The sequence below is a fragment of the Candidatus Rokuibacteriota bacterium genome (genome assembly GCA_016188005.1).
Taxonomy (GTDB): Bacteria; Methylomirabilota; Methylomirabilia; order Rokubacteriales; family CSP1-6; genus UBA12499.
Window position 1 is genome coordinate 289030 of sequence record JACPIQ010000008.1, and the last position, 18708, is coordinate 307737.

Genomic DNA, 18708 nt, shown 5'->3' on the forward strand with positions numbered 1-18708 from the left:
GCGTCCGGCCGCTCAGCGCTCCGCGAGCGCGAGTCGCGACTCCGCGGCCTGGGCTTCTCGGAAGACGAAATTGTCCCCCTCCACCTCGAGCTCCAGCCGGGCCCCGACCGACACCTGGCCCCGCACGATCGCCTCTGCCAGGGGGTCCTCCACGTGCTTCTGGATCGTCCGGCGGAGCTGGCGCGCGCCGTACGTGGCATCGAACCCCTTCTCCACCAGCATGTCGAGCGCCGCCTGCGTCGGCTCGATGGAGATACCCTTGTCGGCCAGCTGGGCGTTGATGCGCCCGAGCATGAGGCGGACGATCGCGGTGATGTCCTCTCGGCTCAGCGCGTGGAACACGATGGTGTCGTCGATGCGGTTGAGGAACTCGGGCCGGAAGGCCCGCCTGAGCTCCTCCAGCACCCGCTCCTTCATCTTCTCGTGGGAGGCGTCCTCCCCTTCGGGCAGGAACCCCGGCGCGGTCCGCTTGCCGATGAAGCTCGTGCCCAGGTTCGACGTCATGATGAGGATGGTGTTCTTGAAGTCCACCACGTGCCCCACCGAGTCGGACAGCCGGCCGTCGTCCAGCACCTGGAGCAGCATGTTGAACACGTCCGGGTGGGCCTTCTCGATCTCGTCGAACAGTACCACCGAGTACGGCCGCCGCCGCACCTTCTCGGTGAGGAACCCGCCCTCCTCGTACCCGACGTAACCGGGAGGGGCACCCAGGAGCCGGGAGACGGAGAACTTCTCCATGTACTCGGACATGTCGACCCGGATCAGCGCGTTCTCGTCGCCGAAGAGGTACTCGGCCAGCGCCCGGGCAAGCTCGGTCTTGCCGACGCCCGTCGGTCCCAGGAAGATGAACGAGCCCACCGGCCGCTTGCTGTCCTTGAGGCCCGCCCGCGAGCGGCGGATCGCCCGTGACACGGCGGCCACCGCGGCGCTCTGGCCGACGATCCGGCCGTGAAGCGCCTCCTCCATGCGCGCGAGCTTCGCCGACTCCTTCTCCTCGAGCTTCGACAGCGGGATCCCCGTCCACCGGGAGACGATGTACTCCACGTCCTCCTCGCCCACCACCTGCGGCCCCTTGCCCTTGCGCTTGTCCCACTCGCGCTTGAGCTCCTCGTCGCGTCCGCGGAGCAGCTTCTCCTTCTCGCGCAGGGAGGCGGCCTTCTCGAACTCCTGCGCCTCCAGGTACATGTCCTTCTCGCGGACGACTCGCTCCACCTCCCGGCCGAGTTCCTTGATCTCCGGGGGAGGCGTGAGGGCCATGAGGCGGGTCCGGGAGGAGGCCTCGTCGATCACGTCGATGGCCTTGTCCGGCAGCTGGCGGTCGGTGATGTAGCGGTCGGCCAGCTTCACCGCCGCGTCGATGGCCTCGTCGGTGATCTTCACGCGGTGGTGCGCCTCGTACTTGTGGCGGAGCCCCTTGATGATCTCCACCGACTCCACCACGGAGGGCGCCCGGACGATGACCGGCTGGAAGCGGCGCTCGAGCGCGCCGTCCTTCTCGATGTACTTCCGGTACTCGTCGAGCGTCGTGGCGCCGATGGTCTGGATCTCGCCGCGGGAGAGTGCCGGCTTCAGCATGTTGGAGGCGTCGATGGCCCCCTCGGCCGCACCCGCGCCGATCAGGGTGTGCAGCTCGTCAAGGAAGAGCACCACGTTCTCGGACTGGCGGATCTCCTTCATCACCGCCTTGAGGCGCTCCTCGAACTGCCCCCGGTACTTCGTCCCCGCGACGAGCGCCCCCAGGTCGAGCTGGAGGAGGCGCTTCTGAGCCAGGACGTCGGGCACCTCGTGGCCCACGATCCGCTGGGCCAGACCCTCGACGATGGCGGTCTTGCCCACCCCCGGCTCGCCGATCAGCACGGGGTTGTTCTTCGTCCGGCGGGCGAGGATCTGGATGACCCGCTCGATCTCGGTCTCGCGCCCGATGACGGGGTCGAGCTTGTTCTCCCGGGCGAGCTGGGTGAGATCGCGCGCGAACTCGTCGAGCACCGGTGTCTGCGAACGCTTCTTGGGGCGCGGGTAGTACTGGTCCCCGAGCAGGGACAAGGTCTCCTGGCGCACCTCGTCCAGTCGGGCGCCCAGGGACTCGAGGATCTTGGCCGCGATGGACTGCCCCTCCTTCATGAGGCCGAGGAGCAGGTGCTCGGTGCCGATGTAGTTGTGGCCGAGCTGGCGAGCCTCCTCGATGGACAGCTCGAGCACCCGCTTGGCCTGGGGAGTGAAGGGAACCTCCCCGAAGGTGAGGGTCTTGGGGAAGCCGGCCAGGGCCCGCTCCACCTCCGCCTTCACCGTCTCGAGCCGGAGCCCGAGGCGCTGCAGCACGGCCGTGGCGATCCCCTCACCGTCGCGGATCAGGCCCAGCAGGATGTGCTCGGTCCCGACGAAGTCGTGGCGGAAACGGCCCGCCTCCTCCCTCGCCAGGATGATGACTCGACGCGCCCGCTCGGTGAACCGTTCGAACACTTGGGGCCCTCGCTTCCGGGATCGGTTAGCGCTCGACCGCTACCATGTAAGCCATCCCAAAGTATAACGCCCTGCCCTGTCCCCTCATAGGGTTTTCTTCCCTAGCGGCCGTCCCCGGCGCGCCCGGGCGGCTCGCAGCGCTCACGGCCAGGCCACCGCGCGGCCGTCCACCAGCCGGTAGCCACGGTCCGCCTTGCGGGCCAGGTCGTGGTTGTGCGTCGCGATGACGAAGCTGAGCCCGTGCTCGGCCTGAAGCCGCAGGAAGAGATCCCAGATGACCTCGCTCGTCTTCGGATCCAGGTTCCCCGTGGGCTCGTCGGCCAGGATGAGGCGCGGTGCCCCGACGAGCGCGCGCGCGATCGCCACCCGCTGCTGCTCGCCGCCGGACAGCTCCCCGGGCCGGTGGGCGAGGCGGTCCGAAAGGCCGACCTCGGCGAGCGCCGCCGCGGCCCGCGCGCGCGCCTCGCTCCACGACGCCCGCTGGAGCAGTGCCGGCATCATGGCGTTCTCGAGCGCCGTCATCTCCCCGAGGAGATTGTAGAACTGGAAGACGTAGCCGACCCCCGTCCGCCGCAGCCGCGCCAGCGCGCTCTCCGAGCGCGAGAAGACATCCTCGCCGGCGAAGAGCACGCGCCCGCCCGAGGGCCGGTCCAGCGCGCCGATGAGGTGCAGGAGCGTGGACTTGCCGACGCCGGAGGCACCGACCACCGCCACACTCTCTCCCGGGCCCACGGTGAGGGTTACGCCCCGCAGCACCCGGATCACCTCTGGACCCACCCGGTACTCCTTCTCCAGCTCCTCGGCGACGAGCAGCGGCTCACTCATAGCGCAGCACGTCCACGGGATGGAGCCCGGCGGCCCGCCGCGCGGGGGACAGCGTCGCCAGGAAGGAGATCACGATCGTGGCGGCGACGACCAGCGCGAAGTCGGTCCCGGTGAGCTTCATGGGCAGGTGGTCGATCTGGTACACGTCGCCGGCGAACCGGATGATCTTGTAGGTGTTCTGCACCCAGATGAGCAGCAGCCCGAAAGCGCTGCCCGCCACGGTGCCGATGAGCCCGATGAGCATCCCGGCCGCCAGGAACACCGCGGCGATGCTGCCGGAGGTGGCACCCATCGCCTTGAGGATGCCGATCTCCTTCCGCTTGTCCGCCACCAGGAGCACCAGGTGGCCGATGATGGCGAAGCCCGCCACCAGGACGATGATGGTCGCGATGACGAAGAGCGCGAGCTTCTCGAGCTGGAGCGCGGCGAAGAGATTGCGGTTCATGTCCATCCAGTCGCGGATCCAGAAGGGCCCTCCCGCCGCCTGCGCGATCCGGCGGCCCACGGCCCGGGCCTCCCACGGGTCGTCCAGCTTCACCTCGACGCCGGTGACGCGGTCTCCGAGGCCGGCGAACTCCTGCGCGGCGGCGAGGGTCGTGTAGGCCAGCGAGGCGTCGTACTCGTACATGCCCACCTCGATGGCCCCCGCGACGCGGAAGCGCCGCATCTTGGGCACGAGCCCCACGGCGGTCATGGCCCCCTGGGGTGAGATCACGGTGACGTGATCCCCGGGGACGACGCCCAGCGTCCGCGCCAGCTCGCGCCCCAGCAGGAGCGCCGGCTCGTGGTCCGAGAGCAGCGGCTCGAGGCTGCCGAGCCTCAGCTGGGCGGCGATGGCCTCCCGCACCGATGGCGCGGCGAGGTCCACGCCCCTCAGCAGCCCACCCGTGGCCCCACCGCCTTGCGCGGTGTAGAGCGCCTGCTGGAGGACGAACGGCGTGGCGGCCCTCACGCCCTTGACGGCCCGCGCGCGCTCGGCCACCGCTGCCCCATCGGCGAGGCCGCGTCCCCCGCCCTCGACGATGAGGACGTGTGGGTTGGCGGAGATGATCTTCTCGCGGATGCCGTCCTGGAACCCCGTCATGGTGGCGAGCACGACGATGAGGGCGCTGACCCCGAGGAAGACGCCGCCGATGCCGATCCAGACGAAGAGGGAGAGCCCGCGGAGCTGCCCGCGGGCACGGAGGTACTTGAGGGCCAGGAACACCTCGAAGGGGAGCCCGCGCCCGGGTGTCACGAGGCCCCTTCCCCGGCGCCCGGTTCCCCCGGGGACGGCTCCCGGTGCTCAGGCCGGAGCTGCGGGAAGAAGATCACATCGCGGATGGACGGCGAGTCGGTGAGGAGCATGGCGAGCCGGTCGATGCCGATCCCCTCGCCTGCCGTGGGCGGCATGCCGTACTCGAGCGCTCGGAGGAAGTCCTCGTCCAGCCAGTGGGCCTCCTCGTCGCCGCGCTCGCGCTCCCGCGCCTGCTCCTCGAAGCGCCGGCGCTGGTCGATGGGGTCGTTGAGCTCGGAGTAGGCGTTGGCGATCTCCCGCCGGCAGATGAACAGCTCGAAGCGGTCCACCAATCGCGGGTTGTCCCGCTTCCTCCGCGAGAGGGGGGACAACTCGATGGGGAAGTCGGTCACGAACGTAGGCTCGACGAGCCGCGGCTCCACGAGCGTGTCGAAGACGTCCTTCCAGAGCGCCCCGGCGTCGTCAGGCTTGCCCACCGGCACGCCCGCCGCCGCGGCCGCGGCCTGGAGCGCCGGGGCCTCCGTCTCGGGCCCCACCGGCGTGCCGAGCCCCTCCGAGAGCGCCTGGAAGAACGGCAGCCGCCGCCACGGGGGCATCAGGCTCACCGATTCGCCCTGGTAGCGGATGTCGGTCCGGCCGAGGAGGCTCTGGGCGAGTTCCCGGAACATCTCCTCGGTGAGCTCCATCAGGTCATTGTAGTCGGCGTAGGCCTGGTAGAACTCCAGCATCGTGAACTCGGGGTTGTGCTGGGTCGAGATCCCCTCGTTCCTGAAGTTGCGGTTGATCTCGTACACGCGCTCGAGCCCTCCCACCACGAGTCGCTTGAGGTACAGCTCCGGCGCGATGCGCAGGAAGAGCGGCATGTCCAGCGCGTTGTGGTGGGTCTGGAAGGGCCTTGCGGCGGCGCCACCCGGGATCGACTGCATCATCGGCGTCTCCACCTCGAGGAAGCCGCGCGCGTCGAGGAAGGCCCGGAACGCCTGGATGAGCCGGCTCTTCACGACGAAGGCCTCGCGCACCCTGGGGTTGACCACCAGGTCCACGTAGCGCTGCCGGTACCGCGTCTCCACGTCCTTGAGCCCGTGCCACTTCTCCGGCAGGGGGCGCAGCGACTTGGACAGGAACTCGAACTCCTTGACCGCCACCGTCAGCTCCCCCGTCCGGGTGCGGAACAGCTCCCCGGTGACCCCCGCGAAGTCGCCGATGTCGAGATCCGTGAAGAGCGTGTACCGGTCGCCCAGCCCGTCGGCGCGCGCGTAGAGCTGGATGGCTCCGGACTGGTCGCGGAGGTGGGCGAAGCACGTCTTGCCGTGGTGACGGAGTGCCATCACACGGCCGGCCAGGCTCACCGCGCCCGCGCTCTTCAGCTCGTCCTCGGCGGCGTCCGTGAGCCGGGTGGCGAGGTCCCCGGCCCAGTGGGTCACCGGAAAGCGCCCGCCGAAGGGATCCACCCCTCGCGCGCGCAGCGACTCGAGCTTGGCCAGACGCCGGCGGACCAGCTCGTTGACGTCGGCGGGCAGTCCCGGGTCTCCGGGGGGCGGCGGCGGGGTCATGGCGGGCTACGCGGACCTCGCGGAGGCCAGGTAGGCGCGGATGAACGGGTCCAGGTCGCCGTCCATGACCGCCTCGACGTTGCCCACCTCGGCCCCCGTCCGGTGATCCTTGATGACCTGGTACGGGTGGAAGGTGTAGGTGCGGATCTGGCTGCCGAAGGCGATTCCCTTCTTCTCCCCCGTGAGCTCGGCGAGCTCCTCCCGCTGCCGCTTCTCGTACATCTGGAACAGCCTCGACTTGAGAATCCGGAGCGCGGTGTCGCGGTTCCTGAGCTGCGAGCGCTCGTTCTGGCAGGCCACCACGATCCCCGTCGGCAGGTGCGTGATGCGCACCGCCGAGTCGGCCGTGTTCACGCCCTGCCCCCCCGGGCCCGAGGAGCGGTAGACGTCCACGCGCAGCTCCTCGTCCCGGATGACCACCTCGACGTCTTCCACCTCGGGAATCGCCGCCACGGAGGCGAAGGAGGTGTGCCGGCGCTTGGAGGCGTCGAAGGGCGAGATGCGGATGAGGCGGTGGACGCCGATCTCCCCCTTCAAGTAGCCGTAGGCGTATTCGCCGGTCACGGTGATGGTGGCCGACTTGATCCCCGCCTCCTCGCCCGGGAGCAGGTCCACCACCTCCGCCTTCAAGCCGGCTCGCTCCGCCCAGCGCAGGTACATGCGCATGAGCATCTGCGCCCAGTCCTGTGACTCGGTCCCGCCCGCCCCGGGGTGGATCGAGAGGATGGCGTTCTTCCTGTCCTGGGGGCCCGAGAGCACGATCCGCAGCTCGAAGGCCTCGATGTCGGCTGTGACCCGCCCGATGCTCTGGGCGATCTCGGCGGCCAGGCTCTCGTCTCCCGCCTCGTTGGCCATCTCCCAGAAGAGGCGCACTTCCCCGGCCTGGGTGGCGAGCTCCTGGATCCGCGTCACGGTCCGTGACAGCTCGGCGCGTTCCTGGACGAGGCCCTGGGCTTTACGGCTGTCGTCCCAGAACGCCGCCTTCGACATCTCGGTGTCGATCAGCGCCAGGCGGGCTTCCTTGGTCGGCAGGTCAAAGATGACCTCGGAGATCGTCCAGGCGCCTGTCCATGTCGGCCAGGTCCCGCTTCAGCTCGCTCAGCACGAGGGGGTCGACCTCCGTAAGAGTGAATGTCCCAGCGCACCCGCCGCTAGCGCCAGACAGGCGAGCGCGAACCAGTCGCCGAATCGGGTGTAGGCGGTGGCGGCCCGGCGGAGCGGGACGCGATCCACCAGCACTCCGCGCTCGAGGAGTGGGAGCCGCCTCGTGACCCGGCCGGACGGCGCGATGAACGCCGACACCCCGGTGTTCGCCGCCCGCGCGATGGCCACACGGTTCTCCACCGCCCGGAGAGGCAGCATCCCCAGGTGCTGCCACGGACCGCTCGTCTCCCCGAACCACGCGTCGTTGGTGATGTTCACCATGAAGGCGGCGCCTTCCGCCACGAGCCCCCGGAAGAGCTCCGGGAAGATCACCTCGTAGCAGATCACCACCCCGAACGGCGCGCCCGGGAGCGGGAAGAGCGTCTTCTCCTGCCCCGCTGCGAAGTCCGAGATGAACTCGGCCCAGCTCCGGATGAACCCGATCAGCCCCGACAGCGGCACGTACTCGCCGAAGGGGACGAGATGAATCTTATCATACTTGGCCCTGATGCCCCGTCCGTCCAAGAAAAACGCGCTGTTGAGGAACTTCCCCTGCGGCCCATCCAGCCTGTCGATGGAGCCCACCAGGAGGGCCGACCCGACCTCGGCCGAGAGCGCCGAAAGCCGCGAGCGCAGCGCGGGGTCACCCCGGAGGAAGATCGTGGCCGCCGTCTCCGGCCAGAGGACGATCGAGGGGGGAGCGGAGGGGCTGGCCCCCGCGGGCCTGGCAGCCTCCCGGGTCAGCTGCTCGTAGACGCTCATGATCTCGGCATGGCGACGCGGGTCCCACTTCAGGGTCTGCTCGATGGAGGGCTGGATGAGGCCCACGAGCACGGACGGGGTCGCGCTCGTCGCTGCCGCTCCGTGGGGCCGGAGCGCGCTCCAGCCGAAGCCAAGGGCGCCGCCCAGCAAGGCCAGCGTGACGAGCGCGCCGGGCAGCGCCCGGCGCCAGCCCAGCCCCACCACTGCTGCCAGCGCCGCGTTCACCGCGAGGAGCAGGAAGGACACCCCGTACACCCCCGTGAATTCGGCGATCTGGATCACGGGGAGCACGGCATGCTGCGAGTAGCCCGCGAGACCCCACGGGAAGCCGTCCATCAGGTGGCCCCGGATCCACTCCCCCCCGACCCAGAGGGCAGGCGCCATCGCCACCGCCCATCCGGCGCCGACCCGCGCGCGCAGCCGCGCCACTGCGGCGCAGACCAGGCCCGCATACAGGCCGCAGTAGGCCGCCAGCGCGAGGATCGGCAACCAGGTGATGGGCCACGGGATGGCGCTGTAGTTGCGGAAGGTGTGGTCGAGCCACCGCAGGAGCACGACGAAGAAGACCGTGCCTTGCAGCCAGCCGTCGGCCAGCGCGGCGCGCGGCGGGCGGGCCAGCGCACAGGCCAGGGCGGGGGCGATCCATACCCAGCCGAAGAGCCACCAGTCCGCCGTGGGAAAGGCCAGCGCGCCGACGACACCCGCGGTCAGGAGAAGCGGGAGACGCAGTCCCGCGCGGGAGAGCAGAGCCAGCCGGTCAGGATCCACTGGCCAGGCGATCGGCGAGCACCCGCGGCAGCCCGGCCGCGAGGATCCGCGCGGCGGCGGCGCGATGGTCGTACTCGACCCGTCGGATCGACACGAGGCGCTCTTCCAGGTCCCAGACCGCGTAGGCGGCGCGCGAGTCCCGGTCCCGCGGCTGGCCGACGCTGCCCACGTTGATCACATAGCGGCGACCCGCCTCGATCCGCACCTCGGCGGGCCAGCCGGTGAACCGCGCCGCGTGCTCGGCTCCCGCAGGGCCCAGCGACCACACGCCCGGACAGTGCGAGTGGCCCAGGAAGCACAGGGGCGTGCGGAAATCGCCGAACACCTCGAAGCCGTCCTCGGCCGACATCACGTAGTCCCATCGCTCGGGACACCGCGGGCTGGCGTGCACGAGCGTGGCGTCCTCGACCTGCGCAGTGAGGGGCAGCGAGCCGAGGTAGCTCCGGAGGCCATCCGAGAGCTGCGCCCCCGTCCAGACCGCGGCCGCCTGGGCCACGGGGTTGAACCAGCGGAGCGACATCAGCCCCAGCGCCGCGTGCTCGTGGTTGCCCGCGACGACGACAGCCGTCCGCGCCCCCAGCGCTTCCGCGCACGCCACGGGATCGGCACCATAGCCGACGACATCGCCGAGGCAGATCACGGCGCGGGCTCCCTCGCGTTCTGCGTCGGCGAGCACGGCGGACAGCGCCTGGGCGTTGCCGTGTATGTCTGACAGGACGGCGTAACGGATGGAGGGCTCCCTACTCGGGGGCGCGCAGCTCCTCGCGGACCCGGTCCAGCATGCCGTTGATGAACCGGCTCGACTCGCGCGTGCTGAACTTCTTCGCCACCTCGAGGGCCTCGTTGATCACCACCTTGGGCGGGATGTCGGTGCGCCAGAGAAGCTCGAAGATGCCCTCGCGCAGGATGTTCCGGTCCACCACCGCCATGCGATCGAGGTCCCAGTTCTCCGCGTACTGGGCGATCACCCCATCGATCTTCCCCTGGTGGAGCTTCGTGCCCCGGACGAGGGACTCGACGAAGGTGCGCACCTCGCCGTCCACGGGGTGGCGCGCCCAGAACTCGTCCAGGTAGGGCTCGGGACTGCCCTCGTCCTGCAGATCCAGCTGGTAGAGCAACTGCAGCGCCAGCTCCCGCGACTTCCGGCGCTTGCCCATGCCCTGCGCCTACCTGCGGGGCGATCCGCGGCGCACGCGTGGCAGCCACTCAGCCATCTCGAGAGCCGCCAGGGCGGCCTCCTCGCCCCGATGGCCCACGGCCCCGCCGGCCCGCTCCCACGCCTGCGCCTCGGTGAGCGCCGTGATGACCCCGAACGTCACCGGCACCCCTGTCTCGAGGGCCACCTGCCGGATGCCGGCGGCGGTCTCGCGCGAGACATGCTCGAAGTGCGGGGTGCCCCCTCGGATGACGACGCCCAGGCAGGCGATGGCCGCGTAGCGCCGGCTCCGGGCCAGCGCCAGGGCGGCCTGGGGCAGCTCGAAGGACCCGGGGACCCAGTGGACCTCCACCCGCTCGCCGCCCACGCCGCGCGCCGCGAGCGCCGCCACGGCCCCGTCCACCAGCGCCTTCGCGATCGCCTCGTGGAAGCGCGAGGCCACGACGGCAAACCGAGCCCGGCCCCGCCCCGCGCGCGCGCCGAGACCGCTCGGAACTTTCGGGGCGCGCCCGGCCATCTCAGTCGGGCAGCGAGGAGAAGAGGTGCCCCATCTTCTCCCGTTTGGTCACGAGGTAGCGCCGGTTCGCCTCGGTGGGCGGGATCTCCAGCGGGACCCGCTCGACCACGTGGAGGCCGTACCCCTCGATGCCGACGATCTTCTTGGGGTTGTTGGTGAGGTAGCGGAGGCGCTTGAGCCCCAGGTCCGCCAGGATCTGCGCCCCGATTCCGTAGTGGCGGAGGTCGGCGCCGAAGCCCAGGGCGTGGTTGGCCTCGACGGTGTCCTTGCCCTGGTCCTGGATCTCGTAGGCGCGCAGCTTGTTGAGGAGCCCGATCCCCCGCCCCTCCTGACGCATGTACACCAGGACGCCGCGCCCCGCGCGCGAGATGATCGTGAGCGCCTTGTGCAGCTGGGAGCCACAATCGCAGCGCTGCGAGCCGAACACGTCCCCGGTGAGGCACTCCGAGTGGACGCGCATCAGCACCGGCTGCTCGCCCGTCACGTCGCCCATGACGAGGGCGAGCGGCACCCGGTCGTCCACCGTCGTCTCGTAGGCGATCACCTGGAAGTCGCCATACTCGGTGGGCAGGCAGGTCGTCGCCGCGCGCCGCACGAGCTTCTCCGTCTGCATGCGGTGCTCGATGAGGTCCTTGATGGTGATGCACTTGAGCCCGTGGGCGCGGGCCAGCTTCATGAGCTCCGGCACCCGGGCCATGCCGCCATCCTCGTCCAGCACCTCGCAGATGACGCCCGCCGGCGAGCAGCCCGCCATCCGCGCCAGGTCCACGGCCGCCTCCGTGTGCCCCGCCCGCCGCAGCACCCCGCCCGGCAGCGCCCGCAGCGGGAAGATATGCCCCGGCCTCGTCAGGTCCCCGGGCCGGGTGGCCGGGTCCACGAGCGTCCTGATGGTGATGGCCCGATCGTAGGCCGAGGTGCCCGTGGTGACGCCCCGGCGGGCGTCGACCGTGGTGGTGAAGGCCGTCCCCAGCGGCGCCGTGTTGTCGCGCACCATCATGGAGATCTCGAGCTGATCCAGCCGGTCGCCGAGCATCGGGACGCAGATGAGCCCGCGGCCGTGCCGCGCCATGAAGTTGACCGCCTCCGGCGTGGCCTTGTCGGCGGCCATGAGGAGATCGCCCTCGTTCTCGCGGTCCTCGTCGTCCACCACGATGAGAATCCGCCCGGCGCGGATCTCTTCGACCGCCTCCTCGATGCTCGAGAATTCACCCCCGCTCGTCTCCGTCACACCGTGTCCCCTCTCAGGCGCAGCGAGCGCACCACGTACTTGCCGATCATGTCTGCCTCCAGGTTCACCCGGCTGCCGGGCCCGACAGTGCCCAGCGTCGTGTGCGACAGCGTGTGCGGGATCAGCATGACCTCGAAGGCGCGGTCCAGGAGCGCCGCCACTGTCAGGCTCACCCCGTCCACCGCCACCGACCCCTTCGGGATCAGGAGCGGCGTCAGCTTCTCGTCCTGCCATTCTATCCTGACCCGGGCTGACTCGGCCGTCCGGCGAGTCTCGGTCACGATACCGATCCCGTCGACGTGGCCCAGCACCAGGTGCCCGCCCACGAATCCTCCCAGCGCCAGCGGCCGCTCCAGGTTCACCGCATCGCCGGCGCGGAGATCACCCAGCGCCGTCACGGCGAGCGTCTCGGGGCCAAGATCGAAGGCGAGCCGCCCCGCCCCGCGCTCCACGACCGTGAGGCAGGCGCCGTTGACCGCGACGCTGCCGCCGATCTCGCTGCCCTCCAGGACCCGCTCTGCCCCGACGGAGAGCCGCGGGCCCTCGAGGCTGACGACCCGCCCCAGCTCCTCCACGATTCCCGTGAACACCTCAGCCTCGCCTCTCCCGGGCCGCCACCTCCCCCTCGATCAGCCAGTCCTCTCCCACGGCGCGCACCCGCACCGAGCGCAGCCGGACCGCGGAGCCCAGCCTCCGCCCGGCACCCTCGACGGGCGTCGGGGCGCTCCGGCCGCCGATCAGCATCGGGGCCACGAAGAAGGCGACCCGGTCCACCAGCTGGGCCTCGAGGAACGCCGCCGCGAGCTCTCCGCCGCCCTCGACGAGCACGCCCAGCACGTCGAGCCCCCACAGACGGGCGCACAGATCCGCCAGGTCGACCCGACCGTTCTCTGCCTTGCACGCGACCACCGTCGCGCCGCAGGCCTCGAGCGCGGCCACCCGATCGGGCGGCGCCTGCCCCGTCACGGCCACCAGCGCGCGAGCCGGCGCGCCCGCCCGGATCACCCGCGCCGCGACGGGAAGGCGGGCGTGACTGTCCACAACGACCCGCCACGGCTCCCGCGGCCACTCCCACCCGAGCCGCACGGTCAGCGCCGGATCGTCGGCCAGCGCCGTCCCGATGCCCACGACGACCGCGTCGGCCTCGCTCCTGAGCCGGTGCGCTTCCCGCCGCGCCTCCTCACCCGTGATCCAGCGTGACGAACGGTCCACGGCGGCGATCTTGCCGTCGAGCGTCATCGCGCACTTCAGGGTGACGTGGGGCCGGCGCTCCCGCATCGCGGTGAGAAAGACGTGGTTCAGCGCGCTCGCCTCCTCGGCAAGACACCCCATCTCCACTGCCACGCCCGCCGCGCGGAGGGCCTGGGCGCCGCCTCCTGCGCGGGAATTCGGATCCTCCACGGCAGCCACGACCCGGGCCAGCCCGGCCGCGACGATGGCCGCCGCGCATGGTGGCGTCCTGCCGTGGTGGGTGCAGGGCTCGAGGCTGACGTAGAGCGTCGCGCCGCGAGCCGCGGTCCCGGCCTGCGCCAGCGCCACCACCTCCGCGTGGGGCGCGCCGGCCCGGACGTGGTGGCCCTCACCCACGGGGCATCCGTCGCGCACCACCACCGCGCCCACCATCGGGTTGGGCGATGTCCGCCCTCTGCCCAGAGCGGCCAGCTCCAGCGCGCGCGCCATCCACTTCCGGTCCTCGCTGGGGTCAGCGCCGAGCGGCACAGGGGCTGTCATGGCTCCGGCAGAAGCCCCGACACGAACACCTTGGCGTCGAAGGGCTGGAGGTCCTCCACCCGCTCGCCGACGCCCACCAGCTTGATGGGCAGCCCGAGCTCCTGGTGGATGCGGACCACGATGCCTCCCTTCGCGGTCCCGTCGAGCTTGGTGAGCACGAGCCCGGTGAGCCCGACCGCTTCGTGGAAGAGCCGGGCCTGCGCCAGCCCGTTCTGGCCGGTGGGCGCCTCGAGCACCATGAGGCATTCCTGCGGCGCCCCCGGGAGCTGCCGGGACACCACGCGCTTGAGCTTGACGAGCTCGTCCATGAGGTTCGACTTGGTGTGAAGCCGCCCCGCCGTGTCCACCAGCAGCACATCCGCCTCCCTGGCCGCGGCTGCCTTGACGGCATCGAATACCACCGCGGCGGGGTCCGCTCCTGCTCCTTGCCGCACCACCTCCGCCTTCGCGCGGCGGCCCCACTCCTCCAGCTGCTCGATGGCGGCGGCGCGGAAGGTGTCCGCGGCTGCGAGGATCACCCTCCGTCCCGAGGCCACGAGCGCCGCCGCGAGCTTGCCGGTGGTCGTCGTCTTGCCGGCGCCGTTGACGCCGAGCATGAGGATGACGGCCAGCTTCGCGTCCAGGTTGAGGGGCGCCGCTGCCCGCTCCAGCGTCTCCTCCAGGAAGCGGCGCAGCAGCCTTCGCACCTCGGCGCCGGTCACGGCGCGCCCACGCTCGGCCTCTCCCCGCAGGCGCTGGACGAAGGCCGAGGCCGTCGCGGCGCCGAGGTCGCCGGCCAGCAGCATCTCCTCGAGATCCTCGAGGAGGGCGTCGTCCAGGGGCCGCCCCACCGACAGCAGCGTGTCGAGCCCCGTATCGAGGAGCTCGCGGGAGCGCCGCAGGCCTTCCCGGACCCGGTCGGTGAGCGCACCGAAGAAGCTCAAGAGCCGGAGGCCGCCATTCCCTGGGGAAGCACCAGCTCCCGGATCACCGCGCCACGGGCGCCCAGGGGGGGCAGGGCTTGGCCGTTGAGCTCCAGCTCGAGCCCTCCGGCATTGCCCACGGTCAGCACGAACCGCTCCCGGGCACTCCATTCGCGCGTGGCCCCGGAGGGCAGGAGCTCCTGCACCGACCCGCCCCCGTCCATCTGGACCTTGATCCACGTGGGCTCGATGGCCCGGACGACCAGCCGCTGGCTGCTCCGCGGCGCACCCGGCCCGCTGCCCGCGGCGGCCACGGGAGCCAGCTCCGGCAGGCTGGGCGCCGGCTGCTCCCCCTGCGGACCGGGACGCGGGCTTGGGGCCAGGTCGCTCTGCCCCACCGGCACGGCGGGCGCTGGGCTCTCTGGACCAGATCTCGCCCGGAACCCGACGTTGACGATGAGAAGCACTCCACCCAGGAGAAGCAGCAACGCGAAGCTGACCGCCACGGGTCCCCGGCTCCAGGCCGAATTCCCCGAGTGCTCCGTAGCCATTGTCTGGGCGGGACTGCTGTGGCGAACGAGATCGCCGTACCGCGCCAGCGCATCGTCCGGTGCCACCTGAAGGAAGCCACAGTAGGCGCGAATGAACCCTTTGACGAACACGGGCGCCGGCAGTTCCGCGAGCTCTTCGGCCTCCAGCGCCTCGAGATGGCGCTTTCCGACGCGCGTGGCGCGGGCCATCTCGTCCAGGGACACCCCCCTGGACTGGCGGATCTCACGAAGAAGAAGACCCAGCGTTCCCATCACCCGGAGCCCAGGGGGAGTGTAAGCCTGGCGGAGCGGAAAAGTCAACTAGGGAGGGCAGTTACGCTTCAGCGAGCTTCACCGAGACCAGACGGGACAGTCCGGGCTCTTCCATGGTCACGCCGTACAGCACATCGGCGGCTTCCATGGTCTTCCGGTTGTGCGTGATGACGATGAACTGCGTGTGGGAGCACAGCTCCCGGAGCACGCGGAGGAAGCGATGGATGTTGGCGTCGTCGAGGGGCGCATCCACCTCGTCGAGGACGCAGAAGGGGCTGGGGCGATAATAGAAGATGGCAAAGAGCAAGGCCAGGCCCGTCAGCGCCTTCTCTCCCCCGGACATGAGGCTCACCGCCTGGAGCCGCTTGCCGCGCGGCTGGGCCATGAGCTCCACGCCGAGCTCCAGCGGGTCGTCCTCGCCCTCCCCCGCCTCGACCATTCGAAGCTCCGCGCGTCCCCCTTCGAAGAGGCGCGCGAAGATGTCGGAGAAGTGCCGGTTGATCCCGTCGAAGGCCTCGTGGAAGCGCTCCTGCGCCGTCCCCGTCATCCGTCGGATGGCCTTTTCAAGATCCTTGACGGAGGCCACGAGATCGTCGTGCTGCGTGCGGAGGAAGCTGATCCGCTCCTCGAGCTCCCGGTACTCCTCGTCGGCCACGAGGTTCACGGCGCCCATGGCATCGAGCCGGGCTCCGAGGTCGTCGTGCCGGGCCTTGAGCGACGCCACGTCGGCTGAGGGGTCGTGGGCGGCCAGAAGGGCGTCCCGACCCTCCACCCCGTGACTGCGACGCGCCTCCTGGAGCAGCTCCTCGCGCCGCACGCGCCCCTCGGTCTCATCGAGCTCGAGCTCGTGCACGCGCCCGATCAGCCGCTGGCGCTCCAGTTCCGCACCCCGCAGCTCTGCCTCGATGGTCCGGCATCGCGCGGCGCGCTCCTCCCGCTCCTCGGCCGCAACGCGCACCTGGGCCTCGAGGCGGTCCCGCTCGACGACGGCCTCGCGCGCGCGCGCATCCACCCGCTCGGCCTCCTGGGCCAGCTCTACCCGCCGCTCCTCCATCTGGGCGCGCCGCAGCGTCGACCGTTCCAGGCGGGCGGCCGCCTCGACGTCGAGCTCCTGCAGCCGGTCGAGATCCCCTGCCAGGGCCTCGACCCGCTCCGTCACCGCGGCGAGATCTACGCGGCAGGCCGTGAGGTCGTCCGCCAGCATCCCGTCCTCCCGCTGCGCGACCTCGACGCTCTCGCGCACCGCTTCCATCTCCCTCTCGAGCGCAGCCTGCGTCTCGCGGACGCCTCCCAGCGCAGCGTCCACCTCGTCGCAGCGCGCGATGGTCTCCGCCTGCTCCCGTTCCAGGTGCAGGCCCTCCGCGTCGACCGTCTCGAGATGACGCCGGTTCTTCTCCTCGTCCCGCGCCGTGGCCTCGAGGTCCTTGCTCCCGGCCACGCGCACCGCCTCCTGCGCCTGGAGCGAGGAGCGGAGCCCCGCCTCCCGGAAGCGCAGCGCTTGCATGTCGGCCTCCATGGCGTCGAGCAGGCCCCGCTGGAGGGAGGCGTCGCGCGCCAGAGCCTCGACTTCGTCGCGTAGCTGCCTGATGGACCCCTTGCGCCGGAGGATGGAGTGGTCGCGCTCCCCGTTTTCGCCGTCGCGCCGTCCGCCCGTCAACCGGCCCGCGGGAGAGAGGACCTCGCCGGATGGCGTGACGTAAGTCGCCACCACGCCATTGCGCCGCCACAGGGCCTCGGCCTGATCCAGGTGAGCGACGATGCCCACGCGCCCCAGCAGGTAGCGCAGCAGCGCGGGATGCGGGCCTCCGACGAGCCCGACCGCTCCGCGCACCTCCTCCGAGTCCTCGAAGGCGCCGCCGTCGGCGGGCAGCGTCTCGAGCGGCAGGAAGGTCGCGGCGCCGGCGCCCTCGCGCTCCAGGTAGCCCAGCGCGGCCCGGGCGTGCTCGAAACGCTCCACCACCACCCACTGGAGACGATCGCCCAGGACGCCTTCCACGGCGGTCTCGAGCCCCGACGGCACTTCCAGGAGATCGGCCACCGTGCCGAGCACGCCGCGGAGCGCGACGCCACCCTCTGCGAAGATCGCGCGGACGCCAGCGCCGTACCCCTCGCGCTCACGCTCGAGGAGCGTGAGCGCGTCCAGCTGTGACTGCCGGCCCGCCAGCGCCAGGCGCAGGTCCGCCACGGTGGCCTGCATGTGCGCTCGGAGCGCCTCCCGCTCCGCGAGCTCGGCCGCGATCTGCTGCTGCTCCGCCTCGAGGAGCGACAGCTGCTCGCCGGTCCGATGGTGCTGCTCCTCGAGGCGCCCGCGCGAGGCGGCCAGGCGTCCGGCTTCGGCCCGGGCCTCCTCGAGCTCAGCCTCGAGCCGCTCCAGCCCCCGCTGGAGGTTGAGGGCACGCTCCCGCAGCTCCCCGGCCTCGCGCGTGAGCTCGGCACGTCGCCCGGCGGCCTTCACCTGCTCGAGCCGGAGGCCTTCCTGCCGGCCCCGCATCCCGGCGAGCCGCTCCCGGCTCTCCGCGAGCAGAGCTTCCAACTCCTGCAGGCGCCGCCCCTTCTCGGCGTGGCGCTGCTGCCCCTCTCGGAGCTCCCGCGTCTTCTCCTCCCGCTCGACGCCCAGGTCCCGCTGGCGCTCGCCGATGCTCCGCATCTCCTCGGCGAGCCGGATGTCCTCGTCCCCGATCTCCCGCAGCTGCGCGCCGATGTGGTCGCGCCGCTCGATCAGCCGCGCGGCCTCGAGCTGGACCTTCTGGACGGACTGCCCGAGGTCGGCGAGCCGGTACTCCACCTCCTGGACCGCCGCCCGTTGCGTCACCTCCTGCGCGCCGAGGACGGCGATCAGGCCCTGGCGCTCCTCCATCGCTGCCTGCAGCTGCGCCAGCTCCGCGGCCACCGCCTCGTGCCGGGTCGCGAGCGCCGCGAAGTCGGCGGCCACCTTGGCCAGCGCCAGCGCCTGCCTCTCCTGATGGAGTGCCTTGTACTGCTGGGCCTTCCGCGCCTGGCGCTCGAGCGAGGCGAGCTGGCGCCGCTCGGTGTCCATCACGTCGCGCACCCGCTGGAGGTTCTGCCGCGTCGCCTCGAGCTTTCCCTGGGCCTCCGCGCGCTGCTGCTTGTACCGCGCGATCCCCGCCGCCTCCTCGATGAAGGCGCGGCGCTCCCAGGGCTGCGCCGTCAGCACGTGGTTCAGGCGCTCCTGGTCCATGAGCGCATAGGCCTTGGGATTGACGCCGGTCCCGGCGAAGAGATCCTGCAGTTCCCGCAGGCGGCAGACGTTCTTGTTGAGCAGGTACTCGCTGTCGCCAGTGCGGTAGAGGCGGCGGGCGACGCTCACCTCGCTCCAGGGAACGCTGAGCGTGCCGTCGTTGTCGAACACGAGGCTCACCTCGGCCATGCCGACCGACTTCCGGGAGGCCGAGCCGTGGAAGATCACGTCCTCCATCCGGTGGCCGCGGAGGGTCTTCGGGCTCTGCTCGCCAAGGGCCCAGCGGATGGCGTCGGCGACATTGGACTTCCCGCAGCCATTGGGACCGACGATGCAGGTGATGCCGGGCAGCACGCGGACCTCCACCTTCTCCGCGAAGGACTTGAAGCCGTGGATGACGATCTGTTGGAGCCGCATCGTGCAC

The 18708-nt window shown here is 71.1% G+C and carries 15 protein-coding genes; all 15 read right to left on the reverse strand.

Going from position 1 to position 18708, the window contains the following annotated elements:
• Positions 1–12: 12 nt before the first annotated feature.
• Positions 13–2460 (reverse strand): ATP-dependent Clp protease ATP-binding subunit, encoded by a 2448-nt coding sequence (locus HYV93_03010; protein MBI2524930.1) that lies wholly within the window; start codon positions 2458–2460, stop codon positions 13–15.
• Positions 2461–2601: 141 nt separating this feature from the next.
• The gene (locus HYV93_03015; GenBank protein ID MBI2524931.1) at positions 2602–3285 is read right to left on the reverse strand and encodes an ABC transporter ATP-binding protein; all 684 of its coding nucleotides are present in this window, start codon (positions 3283–3285) and stop codon (positions 2602–2604) included.
• Positions 3278–4522 (reverse strand): FtsX-like permease family protein, encoded by a 1245-nt coding sequence (locus HYV93_03020; protein ID MBI2524932.1) that lies wholly within the window; start codon positions 4520–4522, stop codon positions 3278–3280. The genes HYV93_03015 and HYV93_03020 overlap by 8 nt, the downstream gene beginning before the upstream one ends.
• On the reverse strand, positions 4519–6075 hold the full coding sequence (gene lysS, locus HYV93_03025) for a lysine--tRNA ligase (protein ID MBI2524933.1): 1557 nt from the start codon (positions 6073–6075) through the stop codon (positions 4519–4521). The genes HYV93_03020 and lysS overlap by 4 nt, the downstream gene beginning before the upstream one ends.
• A gap of 6 nt (positions 6076–6081) precedes the next feature.
• A protein-coding gene (prfB, locus tag HYV93_03030; protein MBI2524934.1) for a peptide chain release factor 2 occupies positions 6082–7147 on the reverse strand; the annotation gives its coding sequence in 2 pieces (ribosomal slippage) (positions 6082–7119 and positions 7121–7147; 1065 coding nt in all).
• Between the two features lie 26 nt (positions 7148–7173).
• Positions 7174–8748, reverse strand: coding sequence for an apolipoprotein N-acyltransferase (lnt, locus tag HYV93_03035; protein ID MBI2524935.1), 1575 nt, complete (start codon positions 8746–8748; stop codon positions 7174–7176).
• Positions 8738–9478: a metallophosphoesterase gene (locus HYV93_03040; GenBank protein ID MBI2524936.1), complete on the reverse strand. Its 741-nt coding sequence runs from the start codon at positions 9476–9478 to the stop codon at positions 8738–8740. The genes lnt and HYV93_03040 overlap by 11 nt, the downstream gene beginning before the upstream one ends.
• 10 nt (positions 9479–9488) lie before the next feature.
• A complete protein-coding gene (nusB, locus tag HYV93_03045; GenBank protein MBI2524937.1) occupies positions 9489–9905 on the reverse strand; it encodes a transcription antitermination factor NusB in 417 nt (138 codons plus the stop codon).
• 9 nt (positions 9906–9914) lie between these two features.
• Positions 9915–10421: a 6,7-dimethyl-8-ribityllumazine synthase gene (locus tag HYV93_03050; GenBank protein ID MBI2524938.1), complete on the reverse strand. Its 507-nt coding sequence runs from the start codon at positions 10419–10421 to the stop codon at positions 9915–9917.
• Between the two features lies 1 nt (position 10422).
• The gene (locus tag HYV93_03055; protein MBI2524939.1) at positions 10423–11616 is read right to left on the reverse strand and encodes a bifunctional 3,4-dihydroxy-2-butanone-4-phosphate synthase/GTP cyclohydrolase II; all 1194 of its coding nucleotides are present in this window, start codon (positions 11614–11616) and stop codon (positions 10423–10425) included.
• A gap of 29 nt (positions 11617–11645) precedes the next feature.
• On the reverse strand, positions 11646–12239 hold the full coding sequence (locus HYV93_03060) for a riboflavin synthase (GenBank protein MBI2524940.1): 594 nt from the start codon (positions 12237–12239) through the stop codon (positions 11646–11648).
• A gap of 1 nt (position 12240) precedes the next feature.
• Positions 12241–13380 (reverse strand): bifunctional diaminohydroxyphosphoribosylaminopyrimidine deaminase/5-amino-6-(5-phosphoribosylamino)uracil reductase RibD, encoded by a 1140-nt coding sequence (gene ribD / locus HYV93_03065; protein MBI2524941.1) that lies wholly within the window; start codon positions 13378–13380, stop codon positions 12241–12243.
• Positions 13377–14303 carry a signal recognition particle-docking protein FtsY gene (ftsY, locus tag HYV93_03070; GenBank protein ID MBI2524942.1) on the reverse strand — a complete coding sequence of 309 codons (927 nt, stop codon included), beginning with the start codon at positions 14301–14303 and terminating at the stop codon, positions 13377–13379. Before ftsY ends, ribD begins: the two co-directional genes overlap by 4 nt.
• Positions 14300–15085: a DUF4115 domain-containing protein gene (locus HYV93_03075; protein MBI2524943.1), complete on the reverse strand. Its 786-nt coding sequence runs from the start codon at positions 15083–15085 to the stop codon at positions 14300–14302. Before HYV93_03075 ends, ftsY begins: the two co-directional genes overlap by 4 nt.
• Positions 15086–15146: 61 nt before the next feature.
• A complete protein-coding gene (smc, locus tag HYV93_03080) occupies positions 15147–18701 on the reverse strand; it encodes a chromosome segregation protein SMC (protein ID MBI2524944.1) in 3555 nt (1184 codons plus the stop codon).
• Between the last annotated feature and the right edge of the window lie 7 nt (positions 18702–18708).

Excerpts from the sequence above, each read along its gene's own strand:
- smc (MBI2524944.1), bottom strand. The coding sequence starts at position 18,701 with ATGCGGCTCCAACAGATCGTCATCCACGGCTTCAAGTCCTTCGCGGAG.
- nusB (MBI2524937.1), bottom strand. The coding sequence starts at position 9,905 with ATGGGCAAGCGCCGGAAGTCGCGGGAGCTGGCGCTGCAGTTGCTCTAC.
- ribD (MBI2524941.1), bottom strand. The coding sequence starts at position 13,380 with ATGACAGCCCCTGTGCCGCTCGGCGCTGACCCCAGCGAGGACCGGAAG.
- HYV93_03075 (MBI2524943.1), bottom strand. The coding sequence starts at position 15,085 with ATGGGAACGCTGGGTCTTCTTCTTCGTGAGATCCGCCAGTCCAGGGGG.
- HYV93_03015 (MBI2524931.1), bottom strand. The coding sequence starts at position 3,285 with ATGAGTGAGCCGCTGCTCGTCGCCGAGGAGCTGGAGAAGGAGTACCGG.
- HYV93_03050 (MBI2524938.1), bottom strand. The coding sequence starts at position 10,421 with ATGGCCGGGCGCGCCCCGAAAGTTCCGAGCGGTCTCGGCGCGCGCGCG.
- lysS (MBI2524933.1), bottom strand. The coding sequence starts at position 6,075 with ATGACCCCGCCGCCGCCCCCCGGAGACCCGGGACTGCCCGCCGACGTC.